General features: G+C 66.3%; 22 protein-coding genes. 2 read left to right on the top strand and 20 right to left on the bottom strand.

Going from position 1 to position 24,709, the window contains the following annotated elements; all coding sequences use genetic code 11:
- Positions 1-19: 19 nt before the first annotated feature.
- The 8 genes from ACNPP0_RS28210 to ACNPP0_RS28175 form a co-directional block, all read right to left on the bottom strand.
- The gene (locus ACNPP0_RS28210) at positions 20-1,003 is read right to left on the bottom strand and encodes a CobW family GTP-binding protein (protein ID WP_448707749.1); all 984 of its coding nucleotides are present in this window, start codon (positions 1,001-1,003) and stop codon (positions 20-22) included.
- Position 1,004: 1 nt separating this feature from the next.
- Positions 1,005-2,663, bottom strand: a complete 1,659-nt coding sequence (locus tag ACNPP0_RS28205) for an amidohydrolase family protein (protein ID WP_448707748.1) — start codon at positions 2,661-2,663, stop codon at positions 1,005-1,007.
- A 5-nt stretch (positions 2,664-2,668) separates the two neighbouring features.
- Positions 2,669-3,916 (bottom strand): metal-dependent hydrolase family protein, encoded by a 1,248-nt coding sequence (locus ACNPP0_RS28200; protein WP_332609855.1) that lies wholly within the window; start codon positions 3,914-3,916, stop codon positions 2,669-2,671.
- Positions 3,917-3,941: 25 nt separating this feature from the next.
- Positions 3,942-4,823 (bottom strand): ABC transporter permease, encoded by an 882-nt coding sequence (locus tag ACNPP0_RS28195; protein ID WP_332609854.1) that lies wholly within the window; start codon positions 4,821-4,823, stop codon positions 3,942-3,944.
- A gap of 8 nt (positions 4,824-4,831) precedes the next feature.
- Positions 4,832-5,878, bottom strand: coding sequence for an ABC transporter ATP-binding protein (locus ACNPP0_RS28190; RefSeq protein WP_448707747.1), 1,047 nt, complete (start codon positions 5,876-5,878; stop codon positions 4,832-4,834).
- A gap of 3 nt (positions 5,879-5,881) precedes the next feature.
- Entirely contained in the window at positions 5,882-6,745 is an 864-nt protein-coding gene (locus tag ACNPP0_RS28185; RefSeq protein ID WP_332609852.1) for an ABC transporter permease, read from the bottom strand.
- Between the two features lie 275 nt (positions 6,746-7,020).
- On the bottom strand, positions 7,021-8,118 hold the full coding sequence (locus ACNPP0_RS28180; protein ID WP_448707746.1) for a M14 family metallopeptidase: 1,098 nt from the start codon (positions 8,116-8,118) through the stop codon (positions 7,021-7,023).
- The gene (locus ACNPP0_RS28175) at positions 8,115-9,536 is read right to left on the bottom strand and encodes an MFS transporter (protein ID WP_332609850.1); all 1,422 of its coding nucleotides are present in this window, start codon (positions 9,534-9,536) and stop codon (positions 8,115-8,117) included. The genes ACNPP0_RS28180 and ACNPP0_RS28175 overlap by 4 nt, the downstream gene beginning before the upstream one ends.
- A gap of 241 nt (positions 9,537-9,777) precedes the next feature.
- On the opposite strand from ACNPP0_RS28175, the gene ACNPP0_RS28170 reads away from it, so the two are divergent.
- Together ACNPP0_RS28170 and ACNPP0_RS28165 are read left to right on the top strand one after the other, a co-directional pair.
- Positions 9,778-10,683 carry a LysR substrate-binding domain-containing protein gene (locus tag ACNPP0_RS28170; protein WP_332609849.1) on the top strand — a complete coding sequence of 302 codons (906 nt, stop codon included), beginning with the start codon at positions 9,778-9,780 and terminating at the stop codon, positions 10,681-10,683.
- A 161-nt stretch (positions 10,684-10,844) separates the two neighbouring features.
- On the top strand, positions 10,845-11,552 hold the full coding sequence (locus ACNPP0_RS28165; protein ID WP_332609847.1) for a FadR/GntR family transcriptional regulator: 708 nt from the start codon (positions 10,845-10,847) through the stop codon (positions 11,550-11,552).
- Here the strand turns inward: ACNPP0_RS28165 and ACNPP0_RS28160 are convergent.
- The 12 genes from ACNPP0_RS28160 to ACNPP0_RS28105 all read right to left on the bottom strand — a co-directional run bounded on the left by ACNPP0_RS28160 (position 11,533) and on the right by ACNPP0_RS28105 (position 24,585).
- Positions 11,533-12,882, bottom strand: coding sequence for an amino acid permease (locus ACNPP0_RS28160; protein WP_448707769.1), 1,350 nt, complete (start codon positions 12,880-12,882; stop codon positions 11,533-11,535). The genes ACNPP0_RS28165 and ACNPP0_RS28160 overlap by 20 nt on opposite strands.
- Positions 12,883-12,977: 95 nt before the next feature.
- Positions 12,978-14,237 (bottom strand): 3-oxo-tetronate kinase, encoded by a 1,260-nt coding sequence (otnK, locus tag ACNPP0_RS28155; protein WP_448707745.1) that lies wholly within the window; start codon positions 14,235-14,237, stop codon positions 12,978-12,980.
- Positions 14,234-15,142: an L-threonate dehydrogenase gene (gene ltnD / locus ACNPP0_RS28150; protein ID WP_448707744.1), complete on the bottom strand. Its 909-nt coding sequence runs from the start codon at positions 15,140-15,142 to the stop codon at positions 14,234-14,236. Before ltnD ends, otnK begins: the two co-directional genes overlap by 4 nt.
- A gap of 40 nt (positions 15,143-15,182) precedes the next feature.
- On the bottom strand, positions 15,183-16,157 hold the full coding sequence (gene denD, locus ACNPP0_RS28145; protein ID WP_448707743.1) for a D-erythronate dehydrogenase: 975 nt from the start codon (positions 16,155-16,157) through the stop codon (positions 15,183-15,185).
- A gap of 98 nt (positions 16,158-16,255) precedes the next feature.
- Positions 16,256-17,041: a 2-oxo-tetronate isomerase gene (gene otnI, locus ACNPP0_RS28140; protein ID WP_448707742.1), complete on the bottom strand. Its 786-nt coding sequence runs from the start codon at positions 17,039-17,041 to the stop codon at positions 16,256-16,258.
- Between the two features lie 58 nt (positions 17,042-17,099).
- Positions 17,100-18,437: an MFS transporter gene (locus ACNPP0_RS28135; RefSeq protein WP_448707741.1), complete on the bottom strand. Its 1,338-nt coding sequence runs from the start codon at positions 18,435-18,437 to the stop codon at positions 17,100-17,102.
- A gap of 75 nt (positions 18,438-18,512) precedes the next feature.
- Positions 18,513-19,151, bottom strand: a complete 639-nt coding sequence (otnC, locus tag ACNPP0_RS28130; RefSeq protein WP_332609839.1) for a 3-oxo-tetronate 4-phosphate decarboxylase — start codon at positions 19,149-19,151, stop codon at positions 18,513-18,515.
- A gap of 248 nt (positions 19,152-19,399) precedes the next feature.
- Positions 19,400-20,548: an MFS transporter gene (locus tag ACNPP0_RS28125; protein WP_448707740.1), complete on the bottom strand. Its 1,149-nt coding sequence runs from the start codon at positions 20,546-20,548 to the stop codon at positions 19,400-19,402.
- A gap of 37 nt (positions 20,549-20,585) precedes the next feature.
- Positions 20,586-21,482, bottom strand: coding sequence for an amidohydrolase family protein (locus ACNPP0_RS28120; protein WP_442880297.1), 897 nt, complete (start codon positions 21,480-21,482; stop codon positions 20,586-20,588).
- Positions 21,483-21,576: 94 nt separating this feature from the next.
- A complete protein-coding gene (locus tag ACNPP0_RS28115) occupies positions 21,577-22,029 on the bottom strand; it encodes a hypothetical protein (RefSeq protein ID WP_332609837.1) in 453 nt (150 codons plus the stop codon).
- Between the two features lie 65 nt (positions 22,030-22,094).
- On the bottom strand, positions 22,095-22,991 hold the full coding sequence (locus ACNPP0_RS28110; RefSeq protein WP_448707739.1) for a glycerophosphodiester phosphodiesterase: 897 nt from the start codon (positions 22,989-22,991) through the stop codon (positions 22,095-22,097).
- Complete coding sequence (locus ACNPP0_RS28105) at positions 22,981-24,585, bottom strand: hypothetical protein (protein WP_448707738.1); 1,605 nt, start codon at positions 24,583-24,585, stop codon at positions 22,981-22,983. The genes ACNPP0_RS28110 and ACNPP0_RS28105 overlap by 11 nt, the downstream gene beginning before the upstream one ends.
- Between the last annotated feature and the right edge of the window lie 124 nt (positions 24,586-24,709).

The raw sequence follows: 24,709 nt of genomic DNA, 5'->3' as shown, positions 1-24,709 counted from the left end.
CTTGGGGTTATCAAAACATTCAGGCCAGCATCTCGACCGGCGCGTCCGGCGCCAGGGCGCGAATGTCGTTCGCGTCGATGTCGCGGGCGATCACAATGATGGCGTCGCGGGCATCGGGCAGGCGCGTCAAGCGCTGCGGTGCACTGAAGGTCGTGCCTACCGACTGGATCAGGATGGGCTCGGCGCATTCCGTCACGCGCACGATGGCCTTGAGCCGCAACAGCCGTTCACCGCACAAGCCGGCCAGGTTATCCAGCCATTCAGAAAAATCGGTCCAGCTGATGCCGTCTCGGGCACGCGCCGCCATCACGCGGATGCGCGGGTGCGCGGCGCTGGCGCCGGCGCCGCCAGCCATCAGCATGCGCGCGGCCAGCCCGGCCAAGTCGGCCACTCCTTGCGACGGCGCGAACGCGGCCTGCACGGCGCGCCGGCGGTCCGGGTGGGCAATGACGTCGGCCAGCGGATTCAGCGCGGCGGCACGCGCGGCGCGGCCGGCAAGCTCGGATGCCGGCAGCAGATCGGTCTTGGTCAGCACGATGCGGTGCGCGGCGCCAAACTGCGCCATGGCCTCGTCCATCTCCGCCAACGCGTCAGGGTCGCGCGCGCAATCGTCGGTGCACACCACCGTCAGCCTCAAACCCCGGCTGGCCAGTTCCGGGTCGGCCAGCGACGCAATGATCGGGCCGGGCCGCGACAGCCCGCTGCATTCCAGGATCACGCGTTGCAACGGGCCTTCACCGTGCGGACGCGGCGCATCCAGCAACGCCGACAAGGTGTAGACCAAGTCGCTGCGCAACGAGCAACATACGCAGCCATTGGCCATCAGCGTCATCGGCACGTTGTCGCTGTCGTTTGCAACGATGGCGCCGTCCACACCGATTTCGCCTGCCTCGTTGACGATCACGCCGGTGTCGCGGGATGCCGGATCGCGCAGGTAATCCACCAGCAGCGTGGTCTTGCCGCTGCCCAGGAAACCGCACAACAGGAACAGGTCAACGGCCATGTCAGCCCGCCTCGTCCGCGCTGTCGCACGGCGAACCCGACGGCGCGCCGCCAAACGGCGGGCGTTCGCCATCCGCGTCTTCCGCCCAACTGTCCTTGACCATCTTGCGCACGTCGGCCAGCAGTTCGGCGGTGTCGTACACCACGCCGGACTTGATGGTGGTGCGCAGGCAGCGTTGCCATTGCACCTTGGCCGTCTCGTCGTTCAGGCGCATGGCGCCGGTGCCGAACAGCAGCTTGAAATCGGTCAGCGGGTTCTGGTCGTGGATCAGCAGGTCGGCGCGCTTTTGCACATCGATCGAGCCGGTGTCGTCATCGATGCCCAGCAATGCGGCGCTTTGCGAGGTAGCGGCGCGCAGCACTTCAATGGGATGAAAGCCGGCTTCCTGAAGCAGTTCCAGTTCACGCACGAAACCAAAGCCGTAGATCTGGAAGATGAAGCCGGAATCGCTGCCCGCGCACACGCGCCCGCCCAGGTTCTTGTATTCGTTGATGAACTGCATCCACAGCCGGTAGTTTTGCTTCCATTCGATTTCGTTGGTGGTGCTCCAGCGATACCAGTAGGCGCCGTGCCCGCCGCGCTGCGGCTGGAAGTACTTCCACACGGCCTTCCAGGTGTAGTCGTCGTGCCAGTCCGCGCGGCGCGCGCGCATCAGGTCGCGGTTGGCGTCGTAGATGTTGAAGGTGGGCACGAATGTGTGGCCCAGCTCCAGGAACTGGTCCATCACCTGGCGCCACTTGGCCGATCCCGGCTGCGCGGCCTGCATGAAGGTCTGGCCGGCGACGGCAAAGCGGTAGTACTCGTCGCTGTAGTTGTAGTCGGTGGGAAACGACTGCACCACGCGGTCTTCGAACAGCGCTTCGGGCAGGCCGTAATAGTGTTCGGAACTGGTCAGCCCCCAGCGCGCGGACTTCAACGCGTTTACACGGGTGACGGCCATCTGCGCGTGGTGGCAACCGGAACGCAGCCCCAGTTGCGCGGCTTCATCCAGCGCCGCTTCCATGATGGCGGGCGGCGCGCCGAAGAACTTGATGCCGTCCGCCCCGCGCGCCGCCAGCTTGCGCACCCATTCGCGGCCCTGCTCGGGCGTGTGGATGGTCTTGACGCGGTCGTTCACGGCGGGAAACACGCTGTGCACGACCATGCGCGGCGCGGCGATCTTGTTGGCGGCGGACAGCTCACGCTGCTCCATCGTCCAGCCCAGCCCGCCCATCGCACCCATTTCGCGCACCGTGGTCACCCCGTGCGCCAGCCACAGTTTGTAGATGTAGTCAGCGGGCGGAACGATGCCGCTCATGGCGTGATACGGCGTGCCGATGTGCGCGTGCGCATCCACAAAGCCGGGCGTGACGAACTTGCCGTGGCAATCGATTTCGTGGTCGCCCGGCCCCGGGCGACGCTTGGGGTCGATGGCCTTGTGCGGCGTGCCCACGTTGACCAGCGCGGTGATGCGGTCGTTCTCGATCACGATGTCGACCGGCCCCCACGGCGGCGCGCCGGTGCCGTCGATGATCGTTGCGCCGCGCAGAATCAGCCGGGGAAACGGCCCCAGGCCACGGTCGCGCGACACCGGGGCGGAAGGCGGATGCCAGCCCTTGGCCGCGTTGACGTCGCGGGACTCTTCGCCGACTTCCGATTGCGAAAACGTGGGATCGCTCATGGCGCTTACACCCCCAGTCCGTTATGTTCGATTTCGCCGCCCTTCATGATGAGCGCAATGTGCTCGCCCTGCCCCAACAGGCAAGACAAGTCCCGATACGGGTTGCCGTCCACCAGCAGGACATCCGCCAGCGCGCCCGGCTGGATACGGCCAAGCTGGCCCACCTGGTTCAGCACCTCGGCCGCCGTGGTGGTGGCGCACTGGATCACTTCCTGCGTGGAAAGCACTTCGTTGCGGATACGGAATTCATCGCTTTGCAGGCGTTGCGACGGCCCCAGCAGATCCGAGCCGTAGCCGATCTTCACGCCCGCCTTCTTGTAGATTTCCAGCGAGTGCAGGCCGGCGGTGCGCACCGTGGCGATCTTGGCGACCGAGTCCGCCGGCAGGCCATAGTCGGCGCCTTCGTTGGCCAGCGCTTCGTAGGTCACCAGCGTGGGCACCACGAAGGCGCCCTTCTCGGCCATGAAGCGCGCTACGCGCTCATCCACCAGGTTGCCGTGCTCGATAGTGCGCACGCCGTTGCGGACGGCGCGTTCGATGGCATCGGCGGTGTAGGAATGCGCCATCACGTAGGTCTGGCGGCTGGCGGCTTCGTCGACGATGACGCGGATTTCTTCTTCCGAATAACCGAAGGACGCGATGGGATCGGTGGGCGACGCGACGCCGCCCGAGGCCATCATCTTGATCTGGTCGGCGCCCATCTGGAGCTCCTGACGCACCGCCTTGCGCACGTCGTCGATGCCGTCGGCCACGCGGCCGATGTCGCCCGCGCGAAAGCAGCAGCCGCAAAAGCTCATGGGGCGCAGATGGTCCGAACGCGGGCGCGGATCGCCGTGCCCCCCCGTCTGGCTGATCGCGCGCCCCGAGATGAACAGGCGCGGCCCCTTGACCGTGCCTTCGTTGACGGCGCACTTCAGGCCCCAGCCCGCGCCTCCCGCATCGCGCACCGTGGTGAAGCCGCGGCGCAGCATCGCCGCCATGATCGGCACCGCGCGCATCATCACCAGCGCATCGGGCAGCACGCCCTGCGTGCTCAGGTTCAACTGCGTGGCCAGCACGTGCACGTGCAGGTCGATCAGGCCGGGCATCAGCGTGCGGCCGGCAGCATCGATCACCTGCGCCGAGGCGCTGCTGATGGGCTTGTCCGACACTTCCTTGATGACGCCGTCCTCGACCAGCACATGGTGGCCCTCCAGCAATTCGGCCTGCAAGGGATCAAGCAGGTTCGCGTTCTTGAACAATACGGATGCCATGAAATTTCCTTGTTGTGACTCGGGCTCAAGACGCCATGGTCTTGATGTAGCGCCGATGGATCAGCCAGTTCGAAATCAGTGCGATGACCAGCGTGCCGCAGACCAGGATGACGGCCAGCGCGGCGCCGAACGGCCAGTTCGATGCGCGGGTGATCTGGTCGTACAGCGCGGGCGCCATCATCGTCAGGCCTGAGCCGCCCAGCAGCACCGGCGTGGCGTAGGCGTTCATGCAAAGAATGAAGACCAGCATCGTGCCCGCCGCCACGCCTGGCGCGGCAATCGGCAACACGATGCGGCGGAACGTCGTGAAGAAGCTGGCGCCGACATTGCGCGCCGCCTCTTCCACCGACAGGTCCATGCCTTCCAGCACGCTTTGCAAGGTCAGGATCAGGTACGGCATGACAACGGCCGTGGTGCCGATGACCACCGCCGTGGGCGTGTACATCAGCGTGATGGGCTTGTCGATCACGCCCAGCCCCTGCAACACCGCGTTGACCACGCCGGCGTTGCCCAGCGCCACCATCCAGCCGGCGGCGCGCACCACGTTGCCCACCATCAGCGGGAACACCAGCAGGATCACGAACAGGCTTTTGTATCGGCTTTGCGTGCGCGCCAGAAAATACGCCACCGGAAAGCCCAGCACCAAGGCCAGCACCGTGCAAAGCGCCGCCACCCCAAGGGTGGTGAAGAAGATGTCGCGGTAGTAAGGGTCGCCAAAGAACTTGGCGTAGTTCTCGAAGGTGAAGGCGGTTTGCATCAGCTCCGCCGGATCGAAATGGTTGAAGCTGTAGCGGGCCAGTTGCAGGATGGGCACCAGGATGATCACCAGCACCACCAGCGATGCGGGAAAGGCCAGCCCGGGCCCCAGCCAGCGGCTGGGCCGCCCGTCTACGGTTGCGGTCGTCATGGCGGCTCCTATTGCGTGAAGGCCACGCAGTCTTCCGGCTCGAAGCACGCGTACACGCGCGAGCCGGTGGCCGGTTGCGCGCGGCCCGCGCCACCATTGACGATCTGGCTGATCATGCGGTTGCCGCCTTCCAGCTGCACGCGCACTTCCAGCACCGACCCCAGATACAACGAAGACTCCACCACGCCCGCCAACGCATTGCCGCCCAAGGGCTGCTCGGCCAGCCGAACGCGTTCAGGCCGCACACCCACATGCGTGGCGCCGGCGCCGCCCGGCGTGGCGATGCGCTGGCCGGCATCGGTATGGAACTGGTTATCAGCCTGGCCGCGTCCGGTGAACACATTCATCTTGCCCAGGAAGTCGGCCACGAAAAGATTCGCCGGGCGCTCGTACAGCGTGGCGGGCGCGCCCACCTGCTGCACGATGCCGTCATGCATGATCGCCATGCGGTCGGCAATGGCCAGCGCCTCTTCCTGGTCGTGCGTGACGAACACCGTGGTCAGGCCCAGGCGCTGCTGCAACGACCGGATTTCCTCGCGCACTTCCAGCCGCAGCTTGGCGTCCAGGTTGGACAGCGGCTCGTCCAGCAGAAACACCTTGGGCTCGATGGCCAGCGCGCGGGCGATCGCCACGCGCTGCTGCTGTCCGCCCGATAGCTGGCGCGGATAGCGGTCGCGCAATTCCGTCATGCGCACCATGTCCAGCACGCGGCGGATCTTGGCGTCGCGCTCGGCCTTGGGCACCTTGTGCATCTCCAGCCCGAAGGCCACGTTTTCGGCCACCGTCATGTGCGGAAACAGCGCATAGCGCTGGAACACCATGCCGGTGTCGCGCTTATGCACGGGCAAGCGCGTGACGTCGGTATCGCCGATGCGGATGCGCCCGGCCGTGGGCGTGATGAAGCCGGCAATCATGCGCAGCGTGGTGGTTTTGCCGCAGCCGCTTGGGCCCAGGAACGTGACGAGTTCGCCTTCGGCGATCTCCAGGGAAAAGTCGGACACCGCCACCGCCGCGCCGAACTGCTTGCGGATATTCTCGATTGAGACCTTCGCCATTTCTTACACCACCTGACTGAGTTTCACATAGCGGTCGGTCACAAGCATGATGATGCCCAACAGCAGGATTTGCACCGAGGCCACCGAAGCGATGGTCGGGTCCAGATTGAATTCCAGGTACTGCATGATGGCGATCGGCAACGTGGTGCGCCCCGGGCCGACCAGCGACAGAGACAGCTCCAGGTTTTCGAACGACACCACGAAGCTGAATAGCGCCGCCGCCACGATGGACGGGCGCAGCATCGGCAGGGTCACGCGCATGAAGGCCCTGGGCGCGCTGGCGCCCAGGTTGCGCGCCGCTTCCTCGATGGAGCCATCCAGCCCCGCCATGCCGGCGGTGACCAGGCGCACCGTCCACGGAATCGTCAGGCAGACGTGCGCGATGACCAGGCCGCCGAAGGTGCCGATGATGTCCTGGTCCAGCATTTCCTCGGCACGCAGATAGAACAGGTAGATGCCCACGCCCGCCACGATGCCGGGTATCAGCAGCGGCGACAGCAGCAAGGTGTTGATGCCCTTGCTGCCCTGAAAGCGGTAGCGTGCGATGCCGACGGCGGCCAGCACGCCCATCACCACGCCGATGGCGGCGGCCACCAGCGACACTTGCAGGCTGAACAGGAAGCCGTTGGCGAACGCGGGGTTTTCCCACGCCTTGACGTACCAGGACAGCGTGTAGCCGGACGGGGGGAAGTAGAGAATGGCGTCCTTGAAGAAGCTCAGCCAGACCACCAGCACGATGGGGCAGAGCATGAACGCATACATCAGGACGACGAAAACTCGATGCAGCCACGTTGCCCAGGGGATCACGCGTATGGGCTTGACCCGGGCGGCCGTGACGGCCGAGTTCAAAGGAGGCGCGCTATGCAAATCCTGTTTCCTTGTCAGCGAGGTGCCGGCTCGGTTTGAAACTCCTCCGGTTGGAACTCTTCGGTTCTCTCGGTTAACCGAAGCATATCGATGGGTTGCTGCGCGGCTCAACTAGGGATTACCCAACAACAGCCTCACAACGCCGGGCCGGCGCGGGTAATTCCCGACGCGCGCGCCGCGAGCAGGTGCAACCTGTTGCCGGGTAAAAACGGCGACAGGTGCAACCCGGGGTTTCAATGGAAACGAGGGCGCCGATGCATCGGCGCATCAGCGCATCAGCGCGCCGCCTCCAGTCCGCACAGCGCTTGCAGCACCGCCACGCGGCTTTGCCCCAAGACCATGCCGTGCCAGTCGTAGGCGTGGCAATAGAACGCGTCCTGCGTGGTTTGCAGGATGTCGCGGCGCAACGCGGCCGGGGCGTCGGGATTGGCGCGCAGCCAGTTGCGGCCGCGCAGCGCCAACACGATGTCATCGAACGGCACGGTGCCGTATTCCAGCGCCATCAGCGTGGGCGACGACTGCGGGCAGGCCTGATAGATCAGGCTGGCAAGATGCCCCGTGATGTCCACGGAAGCCGAGGTTCCCTGGAAAGGCACCGCAATGTCCAGGCCCCACCACTGCCGCGCCCGTGCCACTTCGGCGTCATCGCGGCGGCCGGCGTAGATTTTTTCGCCATGCCCACGCGGCCCCAGGCCGGTATGCACATCGATCCAGCCGATATGCGCATAGGGGCTGGCGTGCGTTTGCAGGATGCGGCGCAGGTTGGAAAGCGACGCGGCGGGCGCGGCGCCGCCATAGAACAAGCCGTCGGCGTGCGTGTACTGGCCACGCGACACGGCTTGCGCAAAGGCGGCCTGCCCATGTTCGGCGACGTAACGCGCCAGATCGCGCTGGTTGTCGTCGGACGGCGGCCATTGCTCGGGCAGCAGCAGCGGATGCAGCGCGCCGTAGCCCGCGTTGACCGGCAGCGGCGTGCCGTCAAAGGGTTGCGCGTTGCGGTTCAGGTCCACGTTGTCTTCATCGGTACGCGCCATCCACGAATACCCGTACGGGTTTACCGCGTGGACCAGCAGCAAGGCCACGCCCGCCTGGCGCGCGCGCTTGAGCATCGGCGCGTCGTCCATCAGCGAAAACTGGCAGCCCGCGCCGCAAAAGCCTTCAACGCCATGCGTGGCGGACGTCATGATCAACAGGCGCCTGGCATCGGGCGCACCTAACAGCGCAACGTCGGTGGCCAAGGCTTCGCCCTCGCTGCCCACCGCCTCGATCGGGTAGGACGCGACGGATGCGCCCAGGCGCTCGGCGTCCGCCAGAAACCGCTCGCGCGATTCGGCGTAACTGCGGGGGAAGTAGCTCGTACTGCTGGGCATCATGCCTCCTGAGTGTCGATTGCATGGCCGGTGCGGTCCTGAATCCAGAACAGCACCACGGTGGAAAGCGTGACGGTCACCATCAAATACCAGGCAGGCGCCATGGGGTTGCCGGTAACGTGCAACAGCCAGGTCACGAAGAACTGCGCAAAGCCGCCAAAGACCGAGATGCCCAGACCATACACGACCGACATCCCGGTGGTACGCACGGCCTTGGGAAACAGCTCGGGCAGCATCGTGATGACGGGCGCGGTCTGCAAGGCCAGCAACACGGCAAGCAGCGCAATCACCGTCATCAGCCGCGCCGTGCTGGGCGCAGACACCAACCATTCAAAGCACGGCAACAGGGCGCACACCGTGGCCGCGCGCGACCAGAAAATGACCTTCTTGCGCCCGACGCGGTCAGCAAGCATGCCGACAAACGGGGCGATCAAAAAGCCGATGGCGCCCAGCACCACGCTGGCAAACAGCGTGGACGTGGCGGGCAGGCCGAGCTGCTTGTTGGCGTAGGCGGGCATGTAAAAGCCGATGATCTGCGCGCACACCATGCCGCCGATGACAAGCAGGATGCCCTTGACGACCAGCGACTTGTGCTCGGTGAACACGCGGCGCAGCGGTTGATGGGACGGCGTGGTGGAGGCCGCCGGGGTGACGCGCGAGTCGGCCGCCCTGGCCGGGGAATGCGCGGCGGGGGTGGAATGCCCCGCCTGCACCGCCTGGCGGGCGTGATTCCCCGGAGACGATTCCGGTGCCTCCAGCGTTTCTTCCAGGTTGCGGCGGATGTAGGCGCCCACCGGTACGGTCAGGATGCCGATTACGAACGGCACGCGCCAGCCCCAGGTCTGCATCTGCTCGGCGCTCAGGCTGGCGGTCAACAGCGCCACCGTCAGCGCGCCCAGCATCACGCCCAGCGACTGGCTGCCAAACTGCCAGCTGGAATAAAAGCCGCGCTGGTTGGCCGGCGCGTGTTCCACCAGCAAGGTGGTGGACGCGCCCACCTCGCCACCGGCGGCAAAGCCCTGGATCAGCCGCGCCAGCACCATCAGCACCGGTCCGGCCACGCCCATCTGCGCGTAGGTGGGCGCGGCGGCGATCAGCGCGCAGCCCAGCCCCATCAGCCACAGCGTCAGCGTCATGGCGGCGCGGCGACCGTGGCGGTCGGCGTACGACCCGATCAGCATGCCGCCCACGGGCCGCATCAGGAAGCCCACGCCGAAGGTGGCCGTGGTCAACAGCAACTGGCCGTAGCCGGAGGCAGCCGGAAAGAATAGCGGGCCGATGACCAGCATCAGGAACGTGAAGACGGTGAAGTCGAAGAACTCCAGCGCGTTGCCGATGGTGGTGCCGGCGATGACGCGCCGACGCATCGTCGATGAATGCAGGTGCTGCCGGCCGGATCCGGCGGCGATGGCGATAGACATGATTTCCCCTTGATGTCCGTTGTCGGGGCGATGGTCACGCGTCACGCAGTGACCGCGCCGTGTCGGCCTGATGGCCGCCGGGCCTTCCTGTCCCGGCCGCTTTGCCTGCCCCGTCCGCGTGAATATACGGATGGCGGACGATAAGGAAAAGACAGTATTTTTGTTCCAGTGAAACCTTTTTGTTATAGCCCCACCCCATCCCAGCCCCGGCACCACCCCATCCCCTCTCCATCCCCACGCCATGAATCTTCGCCAATTGCGCGCCTTTGTCCTGATCGCCGAGCACGGCAGCATCCGCGCGGCGGCGCGCGCCCTGTTCGTGACGCAACCCGCCGCCACCCGCAGCCTGCGCGAGCTTGAGCAAAGCGTGGGCGCCGAACTGGTGCGCCGCAGCGCGCGCGGCGTTGAACTGACCCCGTACGGCGACGCGCTGTACAAGCGCGCCGTGGTGATCCTGCAAGAAGCGCGCCGCGCCCAGGAAGAGATCGGGCAAATGCGCGACGGCGAAGGCGGCAGCTTGAACCTGGCCATCAGTTCGGCCGCGCTGACGGTGCTGCCCGCCGCGCTGGCAGCCTTCCGGGCGCGCATGCCGCGCGTATCGGTGGCGTTCAACGAAGTGGCCCCGCCCTTCAGCCACGAACAGCTGGAGTCGGGCCGCTATGACTTCCTGGTGCAAACGGAATACGACGGCGACATCGACGACGGCTTTGCCCGCACCACCCTGTTCACGCTGCCGCTGGCGGTAGGCGCCCGCGCCGGTCATCCGCTGCGCCACGCCCGCACGCTGGCCGATCTGCACGAGGCCCTGTGGCTGCTGCCCGGCAACATCCAGGCGCCGGCAAACCTGCTGCGGCTGGCCTTCGCGGCGCAGCAATTGCCAGCCCCGCGCGACGTGATTCCGTGCCAGTCCATCGCGGTAGCCCTGGCCATCATTGCCGACAGCGACGCGCTGGGCATCTTCGTGCGCAATTTGTTCGACCACCGGCTGCTGCCGCGCGACGTACGCATGCTGCCGCTGGCGCACGAACTGCCGGCCGCGCGCGTGTCCATCCTGACCCGCGCCGACTCGCCACCCACGCCCGCCGCCCGCTGCTTTATCGACTGCCTGCACGACGCCCACGCCCGGCCCCGCCCGCCCCGCCGATAGCGTCGGTGGCACCGGTCTACCGGTTATCATTGCCGCCGGGCCTCGCCACGCGCTGCCGTCAACATCAGCGTCAGCGTCCACACGCGGCGACGACGTCCAACATCGCCATCCGCGACCGGCGTCGTTGCCCCGCACCCGCCATACTCCAGCCTTTGATACCCATGGTGTTCCCCCGCCTTCCCTCCCCGCCCACGCTGACCGACACGGTCACCAAGCGCCTGCTCGCCGAAATCGACGAAGGCCGCGTGCCGCCGGGCGAAAAACTGCCCACCGAAGCGGCGTTGGCCGAGCAGTTCGGGGTCAGCCGCACAGTGATCCGCGAAGCGGTATCGCGGCTGCGGCAGGACGGCATCGTGGAAGCGCGGCAAGGCAGCGGCGTGTTTGTTACCGGCCTGACGGGTAACCGGGCGCTGCGAATCGATGCGACGGAACTCACGTCACTGGACGCGGTGCTGCACATCGTGGACCTGCGGCGCGCGCTGGAAACCGAAATCGCGGCGCAGGCGGCCGCCATGCGCAAGAAGCGCGACATGACGGATATCGACAACGCCCTGGCCGCCATTTCGCAGGCGGTGGCGGACGGAGGCGACGGCGTCAAGGAAGACGTGGCGTTTCACCGCAGCATTGCACGCGCCACGGGCAACCCGTACTTCCTGACCACACTGGCCTTTGTCAGCCAGTTTCTGGAAGCCGCCACACGCGTCACGCGCGGCAACGAAGCGCGCCACGCCGACCTGATGCGCGACGTGCTGCAGGAACACGTCGCCATCGTCGAGGCCATCCGCCGGCAAGACGTGGAAGGCGCGCGCGAAGCCGCGCGCATCCACATGGTCAACGCGGCCAAGCGACTTAGCCGGGCGCACCGCTGACCTGCAAGCGGCGCCCGCCGGTGCCGATGCCAAAGCGCTGCGCAACCAGCCCCATCACAACAATCACGCCCGCCAGCAACGACGTGTAGGCCACTTCATTGCGGTATGTGCCTTCGACCACCATGGTGATCAACGCGGCGATGATGCAGACGATGACGCCATAGGTCAGCCACGGAAACAGCCACATCTTGAAGCTCAGTTCCACGCCTTGCGCCTGCAAGCGGTAGCGCATGCGCAGCTGCGACAAGGCGATCGCCAGGTACACGAACAGCGCGATGGTGCCGGTGGCCTGCATCAGCACGTCGTACAGATCCATCTTGGACGTCGCCATCATCCAGATCGCCACGAAGGCGAACACGCTGGACACCAGCACGCCGACGTAGGGCGTGCCGGTGCGCCGGCCGGTTACCTGCATGATGCGGTGCGCATCACCGCGCCGCGACAGCGAATACAGCATGCGCGATGCCGTGTACAACGCCGAATTGAAGCAGCTGCACACCGACGTCAACACAATGAAGTTGACGATGGCTTGCGCGTGCGGCACGCCCAGCCGGCTCAGCGCCACGTTGTAACTGCCGTGCGTGGGCTGCGACAGTTGCGGATCGTTGTACGGCACCAGGCACACGATGATGAAAATGGACCCCACATAGAACAGGCAGATCCGCCACACCACGGACCGCGTGGTCTTGATGATCTCGCGTGCTGGGTCGGCGGATTCAGCGGCGGCCACGGTCACGATTTCCGCTCCGATGAACGCGAACATCACACCCAGCATGGCCACCACCACCGACTTGACGCCGTTGGGCATGAAACCCTGCGCCGTCAGTTGCGACACGCCGCGCGCCTGGCCCCAGGGCCACAGGTGCACCACCGCCAGGCTGCCGATAACCAGGAACGCCACAATGGCGATCACCTTGATCAGCGCGAACCAGAACTCGAATTCACCGTAGTTCCGCACGTTCATGAAGTTGACGATGATGAGCGACACCGTGATGAAAAGCGCGTAGCCCCAATCCGGCACCTGCGGAAACCAGCCATGCAGGATCTGCCCGGCGACGTAGGCTTCCCAGCCCATCAGCAATGCCCAGAAGTACCAGTACAGCCAGCCGATGGTGAAGCCTGCCCAGCGCCCGATGGCGCGGTCGGCGTAGGTGGAAAACGAGCCCGTGTCCGGCTGCGCCACGGCCATTTCCCCCAGCATGCGCATCGCCAGGATGACCAGGATGCCGCCACCCAGGTACGCCAGGATGACGGCGGGGCCGGCCAGCGCGATCTGCTTGCCCGAGCCGACGAACAGCGCCGCCCCGATCACCCCGGCGATGGACATCATCGTCAGGTGCCGCGATTTCAAGCCGCCTTTCAGCGCATTGTTCTGTTTGCTGGCCACTGCCTGCCCTCCTGCTTGTGTGTATGGCTGAACCGGCGTCAGCGAAACGCCTTGATGAAGAAGTCGCGCGATCCAAAGTTGCCTGACTTCAGCGCGATGCTGACGTCTTCCCTCGCCACGGGCGTATGACCGGCGCACCAGGGCACGCCCGGGTCGATCTGCGCGCCGATGGTGATCTGGGCCAGCCCCAGCGCCTGAACCACCGCGCCCGACGTTTCACCGCCCGCAACGATCAGTTGGCGCACGCCGCGTTCCACCAAACCAACCGCGATGCGCGCAATGGCCGCCTCGATCATCTCGCCCGCGCGCGCCACGCCCAGCGCGCCTTGCGCGGCTTTCACCGCATCCGGTTGCGCGGTGGAATACACCAGCACCGGGCCGTCTTGCATGCGCGGTTCGGCCCATGCCAGCACCTGTGCCACCACGTCGTCGCCCGATGCCAGCCGCATTGGGTCCAACGCCATCGCCGGCCGCCCGCTTTCAATGAACGCGGCCACCTGTGCATTGGTGGCGGTAGAGCAGCTGCCCGCCACCACGGCTTGCAAGCCGGGCGCGCGCACGTCGACAGCCACGGTGCTGGGCGCCAAACCCCAGTTGCCGGGCAGGCCGATGGCCACGCCGGACCCTGCCGTCACCAACGGCATGTGGCGCAGCGCGGGGCCCAGGGTCAGCAGGTCGTCGTTGGACACGGCATCCACGATGGCGATTTCAATGCCCTCTTGCTGCAAGGCCTGGATGCGCGCGCGGATGGCATCCGCGCCCGCCGCCACCACGCTGTAATCGATCAGCCCGACCTTGCGCGAGGTTTGCGCCTGCAACACGCGCACCAGATTGGGGTCGGTCATCGGCGTCAGCGGATGATGCTGCATGCCCGATTCGTTCAGCAGCACGTCGCCCGCGAACAGATAGCCCTTGAAGACGGTGCGCTTGTTGTCGGGAAACGCGGGCGTGGCGATGGTGAACGGCGTGCCCAGCTGCGTCATCAGCGCGTCCGTGACGGGGCCGATGTTGCCCTGCGGCGTGCTGTCGAACGTAGAGCAGTACTTGAAATAGATCTGCTGGGCGCCCTGCTGCTGCAACCAGTGCAGCGCGGCCAGCGATTGCGCCACGGCCTCGTCGGGCGGCAGCGTGCGGGTTTTCAACGCCACGACCACGGCGTCCGCATCGGCGCGTAACGGCTCGCCCGGCACGCCAATGGTCTGCACGGTGCGCATGCCCGCGCGCACCAGGTTGTTGGCCAGGTCGGTGGCGCCCGTGAAGTCGTCGGCGATGCAGCCAAGCTTGATGTTGATGCTCATGTTGCCTCCGGCAAGCTGATGCCCGGAAAAATCTTGATGACGGCGCTGTCGTCCTCGCGGCCATGCCCGGCGGTGGATGCCTGCATGAACATCTGGTGCGCGGTGGACGCCAGCGGCAGCGGAAACTTGCTGTGCCGCGCGGTGTCCAGCACCAGCCCCAGGTCCTTCACGAAGATGTCCACGGCCGACAAGGGCGTGTAGTCGCCCGCCAGCACATGCGGCATGCGGTTTTCGAACATCCAGCTGTTGCCCGCGCTATGCGTGATGACCTCGTACAGCGCGTCGGCGTCCACGCCTTCGCGCAGGCCCAGCGCCATGGCTTCGGCGGCGGCGGCGATGTGCACGCCCGCCAGCAACTGGTTGATGATCTTGACCTTGCTGCCCGCGCCGGCGCGGTCGCCCAGCCGGTAGACCTTGCCCGCCATGGATTCCAGCACCGCGCCGCAGGCGTCGTAGGCGGCGCCGGCGCCTGCCGTCATCATCGTCATCTGGCCGGCGGCGGCCTTGGCCGCGCCACCGGAAATCGGCGCGTCCAGGTACAGGACGCCCTGCTCGGCCAGGCGCGCTTCCAGCGCGATGGACCAGTTGGGGTCCCCGGTGGAACACATCACGAACACGGCGCCGGGCCGCAAGGCGGCGGCGATGCCACCGTCGCCATACAGCACGGATTCGGTTTGCGCGGCGTTGACCACCACGCTGATGATGATGTCGCAGGCAGCCGCCATGTCGGCCAACGTGGCGCAGGCCACGCCGCCGTCTGCGGCAAACGAGGCGGTGGCTTCGGGACGGATGTCGTACACGTGCACATCATGACCGGCGCGGCGCAGGCTTTGGGCGATGCCCGCGCCCATGGCGCCCAGGCCGATGACGCCGACGCGGCGGGGAGTGGATTGCGGAAGGCTCATGGCGGGTTCGTCCGGAATATTGAAATGAGGGCGCCGCGCATCAACGCGGCAAGTCGTCGGCCATGTACGCGCGGACGATGTCGGCAAAGCTGTTGTCGCCCTTCAAGCCCAGGCGGCTGGCGCGCGTGGTGTCCCAGCGGCCGGGCCAGCTGCCCACGATGCGTTCAACGCGTTCGTCCGGGCGCCACGTGATGCGGTCCGCGACGTCATCGCCCGCGACCTCGCGCAGCGCCTGTTCCATGTCGGCCACCGTGACGGACACGCCCGGCAGGTTGATGGGCGCGCGGTCGGCCACGGCGTCCGCCGGCAGCTCGCAGCCGGCAATCAAGGCCTGGATGGCGGCGCGCGGCGACAGCAGCCACAGGCGCGTGTCGGCGCCCACGGGGCAGACGGCGGTTTCGCCGTTCAGCGGTTCGCGGATGATGCCGCTGGCAAAGGACGATGCCGCCGCGTTGGGGCGGCCCGGGCGCACGCTGATGGTGGGCAGGCGCAGCACGCGCCCGTCGACAAAACCGCGCCGCGTGTAGTCGGCCAGCAGCAGTTCGGCAATGGCCTTTTGCGTGCCGTAGGACGACTGCGGATTCAACGCGGTGTCGTCGCGCACGGTGTCGGGCAGGTCGCCGCCGTACACGGCTACCGAGCTGGTGAAGAGGACGCGCGGTTGGTGGCCCAGCGCGCGGCACACTTCCAGCAAGGCGCGCGAGGCGTCCAGATTGATGCGCATTCCCAAGTCGAAATCGGCCTCGGCCTGCCCGCTGACGATGGCCGCCAGATGGAAGACGGCGCGCGTGTCCGTGTCGATGGCCTGGCGCAGCACGGCCGGGTCGGCAATGTCGCCAACTTGCGAATGCACACGCGGGTCAGTGAACGCGTCGGTCTTGACGACGTCCAGCAGGTCGATCCGGGTGATGGGTTGCGGGCCGTTGGCGTCCAGTGTCAGCGTGCCCTGCTCCAGCAGTTTGCGAGCCAGCCGCTGGCCCAGGAATCCGGCGCCGCCGGTGATCAGGATTTTCATGGTGGGGTCTCAGTGGTGTGCGGTTCGGTGGTGTGCGGTTCGGTGGTGTGCGGTTCGGTGGTGTGAACGTGGTGTTCATCCACGCGGCGCGATGCGACTCAACGCCGGGAGAGATAGGGTCGCGCCCAGCCCAGGCCCGCGCGCGTGCCCGCTTTTGGGCGGTACTCGCAGCCGATCCAGCCCGTGTAGCCCAGCGCGTCGATGCGGTCGAACAGATACGGATAGTTCAGCTCACCCTCGTCGGGCTCGTGGCGGTCGGGTACGCCGGCAATCTGGATGTGGCCGATGCCGGCCATGTCGCGCTCCAGCTTTTTGGCGATGTCGCCTTCGACGATCTGGCAGTGATAGCAATCGAATTGCACTTTCAGGTTGGCGGCGCCCACTTCCTGGCAGATGGCTTGGGCGTCGTCTTGCCGGTTCAGAAAAAAGCCGGGGATGTCGCGTGTGTTGATGGGTTCGATCACCACGGTGATGCCGGCCGATGCCGCGATGCGGGCGGCGGCGGCCAGGTTCTTCACGTACACCTCGCGATGCGCCGCGCGGTCCTGGTCCGGCCGGATCAACCCGGCCATGACGTGCAGGCCGCGGTTGCCCAATTGCGCCGCATATCCCAGCGCCTGGTCCAGTCCGCGCAGAAATTCGTCTTCGCGGCCGGGCAAGGACGCAATGCCGCGCTCGCCCGCCGCCCAGTCGCCGGGCGGCGTGTTGAACAGGGCCTGGGTCAAGCCCTTATCGCGCAGCCGCGCCTGGATATCGGCGGCGGCGTAGTCGTAGGGAAACAGGAATTCCACCCCTTGAAAGCCATCGCTGGCGGCGGCTGCAAAGCGATCCAGAAACGGATGCTCGGTGTACATCATGGTCAGGTTGGCGGCCAGGCGCGGCATGGCGGGTCCTTTCTTCAATAACGTGTTCAATAACGGTTATCTACGCGGCAATAACGCTTTAGCGGTTGACCAGCTTGGCGGGCGTGAACCACACCGCGATGGCCCCGATAACCAGCACGGCGGCCAGCACGTACATGCCGGACGCAGTAGAATTTGTCAGGTCTTTCAGGTAGCCGATCATGTAGGGGCTGGCGAAACCGGCCAGGTTGCCCACGGAGTTGACGATGGCGATGCCCGCCGCCGCCGCGGTGCCCGACAGGAATGCCGTGGGCAACGACCAGAACAACGGCGCGCAGGTCAGCACGCCGGCGGCGGCCAACGACAGGCAGATCAGCGACACCACGGTGTTGTCCGCAAAGGATGCGGCGGCGGTAAAGCCGATGGCGCCCGCCAGCGCCGGCACGATCAAATGCCAGCGACGCTCACGCCGCTTGTCCGCCGAATGGCCCAGCAGGTTCATCACGATGATGGCGCAGATGAAGGGAATGGCCGACAGCAGGCCGATGTTCAGCGCCCCGGTCACACCGGTGGACTTGATCAGCGTGGGCATCCAGAACGTCAAACCGTATTGGCCGGCGACGAAGGCGAAGTAGATCAGGCACATCCACCACACGCGCTTGTCGCCGAACACGGCACGCAGCGAGTGTTTTTGCGTGCCGGTCTGCTTCTGGTCCTGTTCGATTTCCCGCGTCAGCAGCTGCTTCTCGTCGGGCGTCAGCCACTTGGCGCTGGCGATGCCGTTGTCCAGGTACATGATGGTGACCACGCCGATCAGCAGCGCGGGAATGGCTTCGATCAGGAACATCCACTGCCAGCCCTGCAAGCCGTGCGTGCCGTGAAAGGCTTCCATGATCCAGCCCGACAACGGGTTGCCGAAGATGCCGGCCACCGGAATGGCGGACATGAACAGCGCGATGATCTTGGCGCGGCGATGCGCCGGGTACCAGTAGGTCAGGTACAGGATCACGCCGGGGTAGAAGCCCGCTTCGGCCAGGCCCAGCAGGAAGCGCAGGATGTAGAAGCCGGTGGGCGTTTCCACAAACATGAACATGCCGGACAGGATGCCCCACGTGATCATGATGCGCGCGATCCAGATGCGCGCGCCCAGGCGATGCATCAGCAGGTTGCTGGGCACTTCAAACAGGAAGTAGCCGATGAAGAACACGCCCGCGCCCAGCCCGAACACGGTTTCGCTGAAGCCCAGGTCTTGCGACATCTGCAACTTGGCGAAGCCGACGTTGACGCGATCCAGGTAGGCAATGACATAGCACAGCATCAAGAACGGCACGAGCCGCCAGAACACCTTGGCGTAGGCGCGCGCGGTGTCGCGGGATTCAGGCTGGGATGCCGAAGCGGCAGCGGGGTTGGCGCCGGACGCCAGATCCATCGGGGGCATGAAAAGTCTCCAGGAGTATGCGCCGCACCGGTCCGCGCCAAGGCGGCCAGGCGACTTTATTTGCGGTTGATGGGCTTAGAGGCGCGCGCCGAACGTTGTGCGCAATTCTTCGATGGCATCGGCAGACAAGGGCGTGGGACGCGGCTGGCTCATCAGCCACAGGCGCGCGGTTTCTTCCAGCTCTTCCAGCGCATACGAGGCATGCGCCACCGAGCGTTCCCACACCACCGGCCCCAGCCGTTCGAACAGCGCGCCGCGCACCTGGCCGGCCACGGCTGCGACCTCGGCCGCGGCTTGCGGGTCACCGGGCCGGCGATACGCAATCAGCGGAATGCGGCCCACCTTCATCACTTGATAGGGCGTGATGGGCGGCAGCACTTCGTCCGCCTTCCACACGCCGGCCAGCGTCAGCGCGACCAGATGCGTGGAATGCGTGTGGATGATGCCTCGCGATTCGGGGCTGGCCCGATAGATGCCCTGGTGCAGCACCAGCGTCTTGGACGGCTTGGCGCCTGACACCCAATTGCCGTCCAGGTCGACCTTGGCCAGTTCAGCGGGGTCCAGGCGGCCCAGGCAGGCGTCGGTGGGCGTGATCAGCCAACCGTCGTCCAGCCGCGCGCTGATGTTGCCGGCGGCGCCGACCGTGTAGCCGCGCTGGTAGAGGCTGGCGCCGACGACGCAGATTTCTTCGCGGATGCGGCTTTCGTCAGTCATGAAAAACCCCTGGGACGCAGGGGCGGACGGGCGCTGAAACCCAATGGAAAACGGCAGGGAAAGGCGCAGGGCTAAGCGCAGCGATCGGGAATGGCCGGGACGGCATGATGACTTGTCTCATGAATCTAAGTTATCGGGTCATCATACAAATTTCGAACGGCAAACCATACCGGGTAAACCCTAAACAAAAAGAAAAGGCCCGGGCAACGCCCGGGCCTTCGCTACGTGTTGGCCAGGCCGGGCAGCGCTTATTCCAGCACGCGGCCCTTGGTTTCCGGCAACAGCAGCGCCGTCACGATCACCACGGCGTACGCGCCCGTGGCGAAGGCGCCAATGGCCCAACCCAGCCCGTGCGTCTGGCTCAAGAAACCGACCAGGCTGGGAAACAAGGCGCCGATACCGCTGAAAATTCCCGACGCGGCAAACCCCAGCGGAAAGCCCAGGAACAGCATCTGGTGATCGGTCAACGGCAGCTGCGTATAGGCGTAGACGCTGATGGTGGACAGCACCGAGAAGATCAGCAGATTGGCGCGCCGGCCCAGGCGGTCGGCCAGATAGGCGCCCGCAATGTACCCGCAGAACGATCCCAGGATGATGACCATCAGATAGCCGCCCGTGTTCAGCACCGACAGCTGTCGCTCGACCTTCAGGTAAGTGGGCAACCACGTCGTGATGGCGTAGTAGCCGCCCTGCACGCCCGTGCACAGGATGGCGGTGATGACGGTGGTCTTGATCAGCGCCGGCGAGAAAATCGTCCAGAACGAGGCGCGCTCCTGGCCGGCTTGCACCTTGGCCTGCGCGCGCTGGAACACCTCCGGCTCGGGCACGTTCTTGCGGATATACAGCACCAGGAACGCAGGCAGCACGCCGATCCAGAAGAGGCTGCGCCAGGCCCAGTCGGACGGCAACACCGAGAACGCGATCGTGTACAGGATTGCCGCCGCGCCCCAACCCACGGCCCAGCCGCTTTGGACGGTGCCCACGGCCTTGCCGCGATGTTCGGCGCGCACGATTTCGCCCATCAGCACCGAGCCCACGGCCCATTCGCCGCCAAAGCCCAGCCCCTGCAAGGCGCGCAGCACGAACAGCTGCTCGAAGTTCTGCGCGAAGCCGATGGCCACCGTGCAGGCCGAGAACCACAGGATCGTGTATTGCAGCACGCGCACCCGGCCGTAGCGGTCGGCCAGGATGCCGGCCAGCCAGCCGCCGATGGCGGAGAACAGCAGCGTCACGGTGCCCAGCATGCCCGCCTGGCCCTTGTCGATACCCCACAGGGTCATCAAGGTGGCGATCACGAACGTGAACACCATGAAGTCCAGCGCGTCGATGGCCCATCCGCCGAACGCGGCGATGAAGGTACGGCGTTCGGTCTTGTTCAGCTCTCTATACCATTGCATGGCTTGTCTCTTGTGTTGTTGTTCGGGCGATGCGCGGCTATCGCGTCGGGGCGAATCCGTACAGGCGTTCGGGGTTGCTGACCAGGATGCGATGGCGCACGTCGGGGTCCGGCGCCCACAGCGCCAGCTGGTTGCGCAGGCGTCCCGTATTGACCATGCGGGTCTGGTGCACGTGCGGCCAGTCGCTGCCCCACAGCATGCGGTCGGGCGCCGCGTTGATCAGCGCCTGCGCCCACGGCGTCACGTCGCTGAAGTCGTCAAAGCGTTCGCTGATGCGATAGGCGCCCGACAGCTTCACCCACCAGCCGTGGTCGCGCACCAGATGGTCCAGCGCCTGGAAGCCGGGGCTGCCCAGACCGTCGGCGACCGGCATGTGCCCCATGTGGTCCACCACGCCGGGCACCGGCAGCTTGCGCATGCGCGGCAGCAGCTCGGGCAACTGGCGCGCGTCCATCAGGAACTGCATGTGCCAACCCAGGTCGGCGATGCGATGCGCCAACGTTTCCATGGCGTCAAAACCGATGCCGCCGCCAAACAGCACATTGATGCGCAGGCCGCGCACGCCGGCCGCGTGCATGGCTTCCAGTTCGTGGTCGGTGACATCGGGCGATACGACGCCAATGCCGCGCAGCGTGTCGGGGTGGCGGGCCAGCACCTCAAGCATGTAGCGGTTGTCGGTGCCGTAAACACTGATCTGCACCAGCACGCCGCGCGTCATGCCGGTTTTTTGCAGCATGGCCAGGTAGGCCGATTCCGGCGCGGGCGGCGGCGTGTAGGTGCGCTCGGGCACCAGCGGATAGGCCGCGGTGTTGGCGGCCACTACGTGTGCGTGCGTGTCGCAGGCGCCGGGCGGGATGTCGAAGGTAGCGGCGTCCATGTCGGGCAGCGGGGGCAGGCACAACGGCGGTTCGCCCGCGATCGGGGTGGTGTTCAATGTTGTCTCCTCAAATGGCCTATTGGATGGTCTATGGCCTATTGGATGGCCTATGGCCTATTGAACGGACCATTCAACGGCCCATCCGGTGGCCTTACAGCGAATACCGATATTCGCAGTTCAGCGTCGCCGTCAGTGCCGCCGGGGTCTGCGCCCCCGTGGCCGAGCGCGGCCGGGGCGCCTTCAGCTTGGCCTGAAATTTGCCCGACATGTCACCGCTGTCGCTGGTCTTTTCCACCGCCATGGTGGACGGCAGCGCGTAAAGCGTCAGCGCCGTGCCTTGCGAAGGCACCAGCAACAGGAACACGGACTGCGGAAAGTCCGACACCACATAGCTGCCCTGGGTCGTCGTGTCGTCAAGGGTCAGCGTGGCGTCGAAGTAGCTCAGCGTAATGTCCAGGTCTTCGGAGGACGGCGACGGGATCGTGCCCTTTACCGCGACCTTGCCGCTATCGGACACGCATGAGAGCTCGGCCGGTGCCGATCCGGCGTGGGCGGCGCCTGCCAGCAGCAGGCAGGACAAGAACGAAATCGCGCGGGCGTGCATGGGGCTTCCTTGCGGCGGGTGAACGGAAAATTTTGCCGTTCAGTGTATGCCCAAACCCCGGCGTTTCAACCCCCGACGGCGCGGCAGAATGCCTGCGCGTCGCCGTCGATGATCACGCCCGACGGCAGGTAGCCTTCGCGCTGCCGTGTCGCGCGCAGTTGCTGCGCCAAGGCCGCATCGCCACCCACCGCGTAGACAAAGACGCGCACCGACTGCGCCGCCGCGTCACGCAGCAATTGCGGGTTGGCGGCCAGCGTCCTGGCGTCCACATGCACACCGACGGGCGCGCCTACCGTCCTGGCAAGATTGGCCAGCCATGGGCGGTCAAGCGTGGGCGCGGTGGCGCGTTGCGACACGTACTTGCCCAGGGGGTTCGCGCTGACGGCGTCTGCGTGGCGCGGGTCGAACACGATCAGGCCCAGATAGCCGTCGGGGTCCGTGCCGCGCACGCAGCGCAGCGCCTCGGGGAATGCCGAGGTGATCATCCAGTTGCCGTGCGGCAGCGCGCGCTTCATGCCGGCGACCAGCTTGCCCACCGGCGCGCAATCGCGGTAGACAACCTTGAGTTCGGCGTTGAAGGTCTTGGCCGGCTGCGTGGCCGCCACTTGCAGCGCGTCGTCCAGGAAAGGCGGCGGCTGCCCGCCGCCCTGCCCGGCCAGCTTGGCGCCGCGCCAATCCGCGCTGCTCAGTTGCAGCACGGCGCGGCGTCCGACGCCGGTGACCGACCTGCCGGTCAGCACATCGTGGTGCAACACCCAACGGCCGTCCTTCAGACGCTGCATGTCGATTTCAACGCCGTCCCACTGGCCCGCATACGCCGCGCGGATGGACGCCAGCGAATTCTCCGGCAGCGTGGGCGCGCCGCGATGCGCGTGCACCTGCATGCCCAGGCACGCGGCGCCGGCGCCGGACCAGGGCAACGCGGCGGCAAGCAGCGCCGCCATCCAGCGTTTAGCCTGCATCGCCGTGATATCCATACTTGATGCCGCCCAGCAAGCCGGTGCGCACCGCTTCGTTAAAGGGATAGGTGTACGCCTGGCCCACCACCACCACGTGCGCCACGTTGGCCAGCACGCGGCGGCGCAGCGCCTGCCCGATCGACTCATCATCGCGGCCGAGTTCCGCCCGCGACATCTGCTGGAACAGTTCGCTTTGGGTCACGCTGTTCTGCATGAACGAAAACGCCGTCCACACACACACCAGCGTCAATACCAAGGCCAGGCCGGCGGCGCGCGTGGCGGTGCGGCCGGGCTGTTGGCCGGCGGGGGTGCGCAGCCACACCACCAGCTTGGCGATCAGGTACAGCAGCTTGGCAAAGTGGCCCACCGCGCCCAGCAGCGAACACAGCAACGCAACCGGCGGCACAATGGCCGCGCGCGCCGCGTCCTCGCCCAGCTGTTGATGCTGGCCGCCGCGCTGAAAGTCGGACGCGCTGGCGGAAAAGCGCGGCATCGCCTCGTCAACGGCGCGGTCCAGCATGCCGTCGTACAGGCGCTTGAAGCTGGCGGGATCGGTGTAGTTGGACGCCACGTTCATGCTGGCCGGCACCATCAGCGTCTGGCGCAGCAGCTTTTGCACGCCGGGCCGCGCCACGAAATCCTCGTAGGACAGGCCGGGCGGAATGGCGTCGCCTTCCACGTGCACGGTGCGGCTGCGCATCGTCTTCCAATACTGCTGGGCCACGGCCTCGTTGAACGTGGCGCGGTCATGCGGCTGCCAATCGCCGGGCACCGGGATGCGCTTGCGCACATCTTGCGTGACGCGGCCCTGGTAGCGGGCGGGCACGCGTTCCGGCGTCCAGCCGCGCCGCGACAGGCTATTGCGGTAATCGGACCACGCGCGGTCCTGCTCGCGCGCCAGCCCGATGTCGGACGCAACCGGCACGCCGGCATATTTCTTCCAGCGGTCGGCCACCGACTGCATCACGCTGGTGTAGACCTGGTGATAGCCACGGATGCCGGGCGCCGTCATGCGCACATCGCGGCCGTCGAACGAAAACGTCTTCATCTGGCGTTGCAGATCGCTGCGGATGACCTGGCGTTTCTTGGGCTCGACCTTTTCATCCAGGTTGTCGATGTTGGACAGCAGCACCTGGAACACGGCCAGGAACGCCTTGCCCTCGGGCCGCGCATAGACGCCGTCGTCCACCAGGCCATCCAGGTGCAGATCACCCTGCACCAGCGACCGCTGGAGCAAACCGGCGTTGGTGGCGACGCGACGAAAGTCGGCCTCGCGCGTGTCCACCAGTACGTTCACCAGCATCTTGATGGCGCCGAACACCACCAGCGCGGTCACCGCGCAGGCCACGGCGATCTTCAGGAACGACGGCTGGCCACCGGTGCGCAGCCGGCGCGTCCACAGCACTTGCAGCACCACCAGCGCGGCGGCGATGCCCGACAGCGTGCGGCCGAAAAACTCCAGCTCTTCGATGTCGTGCGGCGTGGCGCGGCTGCCGACCACGTCCAGCAGGCGGGCGTTGAAACCCAATTCAAAGCTCAGGTAAACAACGGTCAGCGCAATCAGGATAAGGATTTGGCGAATCTGGGCTTGCCGCACGTCAATCTCTCAGGTCGATTCGGGTCGAGGTGATTTCCTCGTCGGGCAGGTCCAGCTTGGCCGGCACGCGCGACGCCCCGCCACGCGGTGGTGGGCTGGCGGCGGCGGCGGGCGTGTCGCTGCC

The sequence above is a fragment of the Achromobacter semiaridum genome, from assembly GCF_053543755.1.
This window is presented reverse-complemented; position numbering and strand designations above follow the sequence as displayed.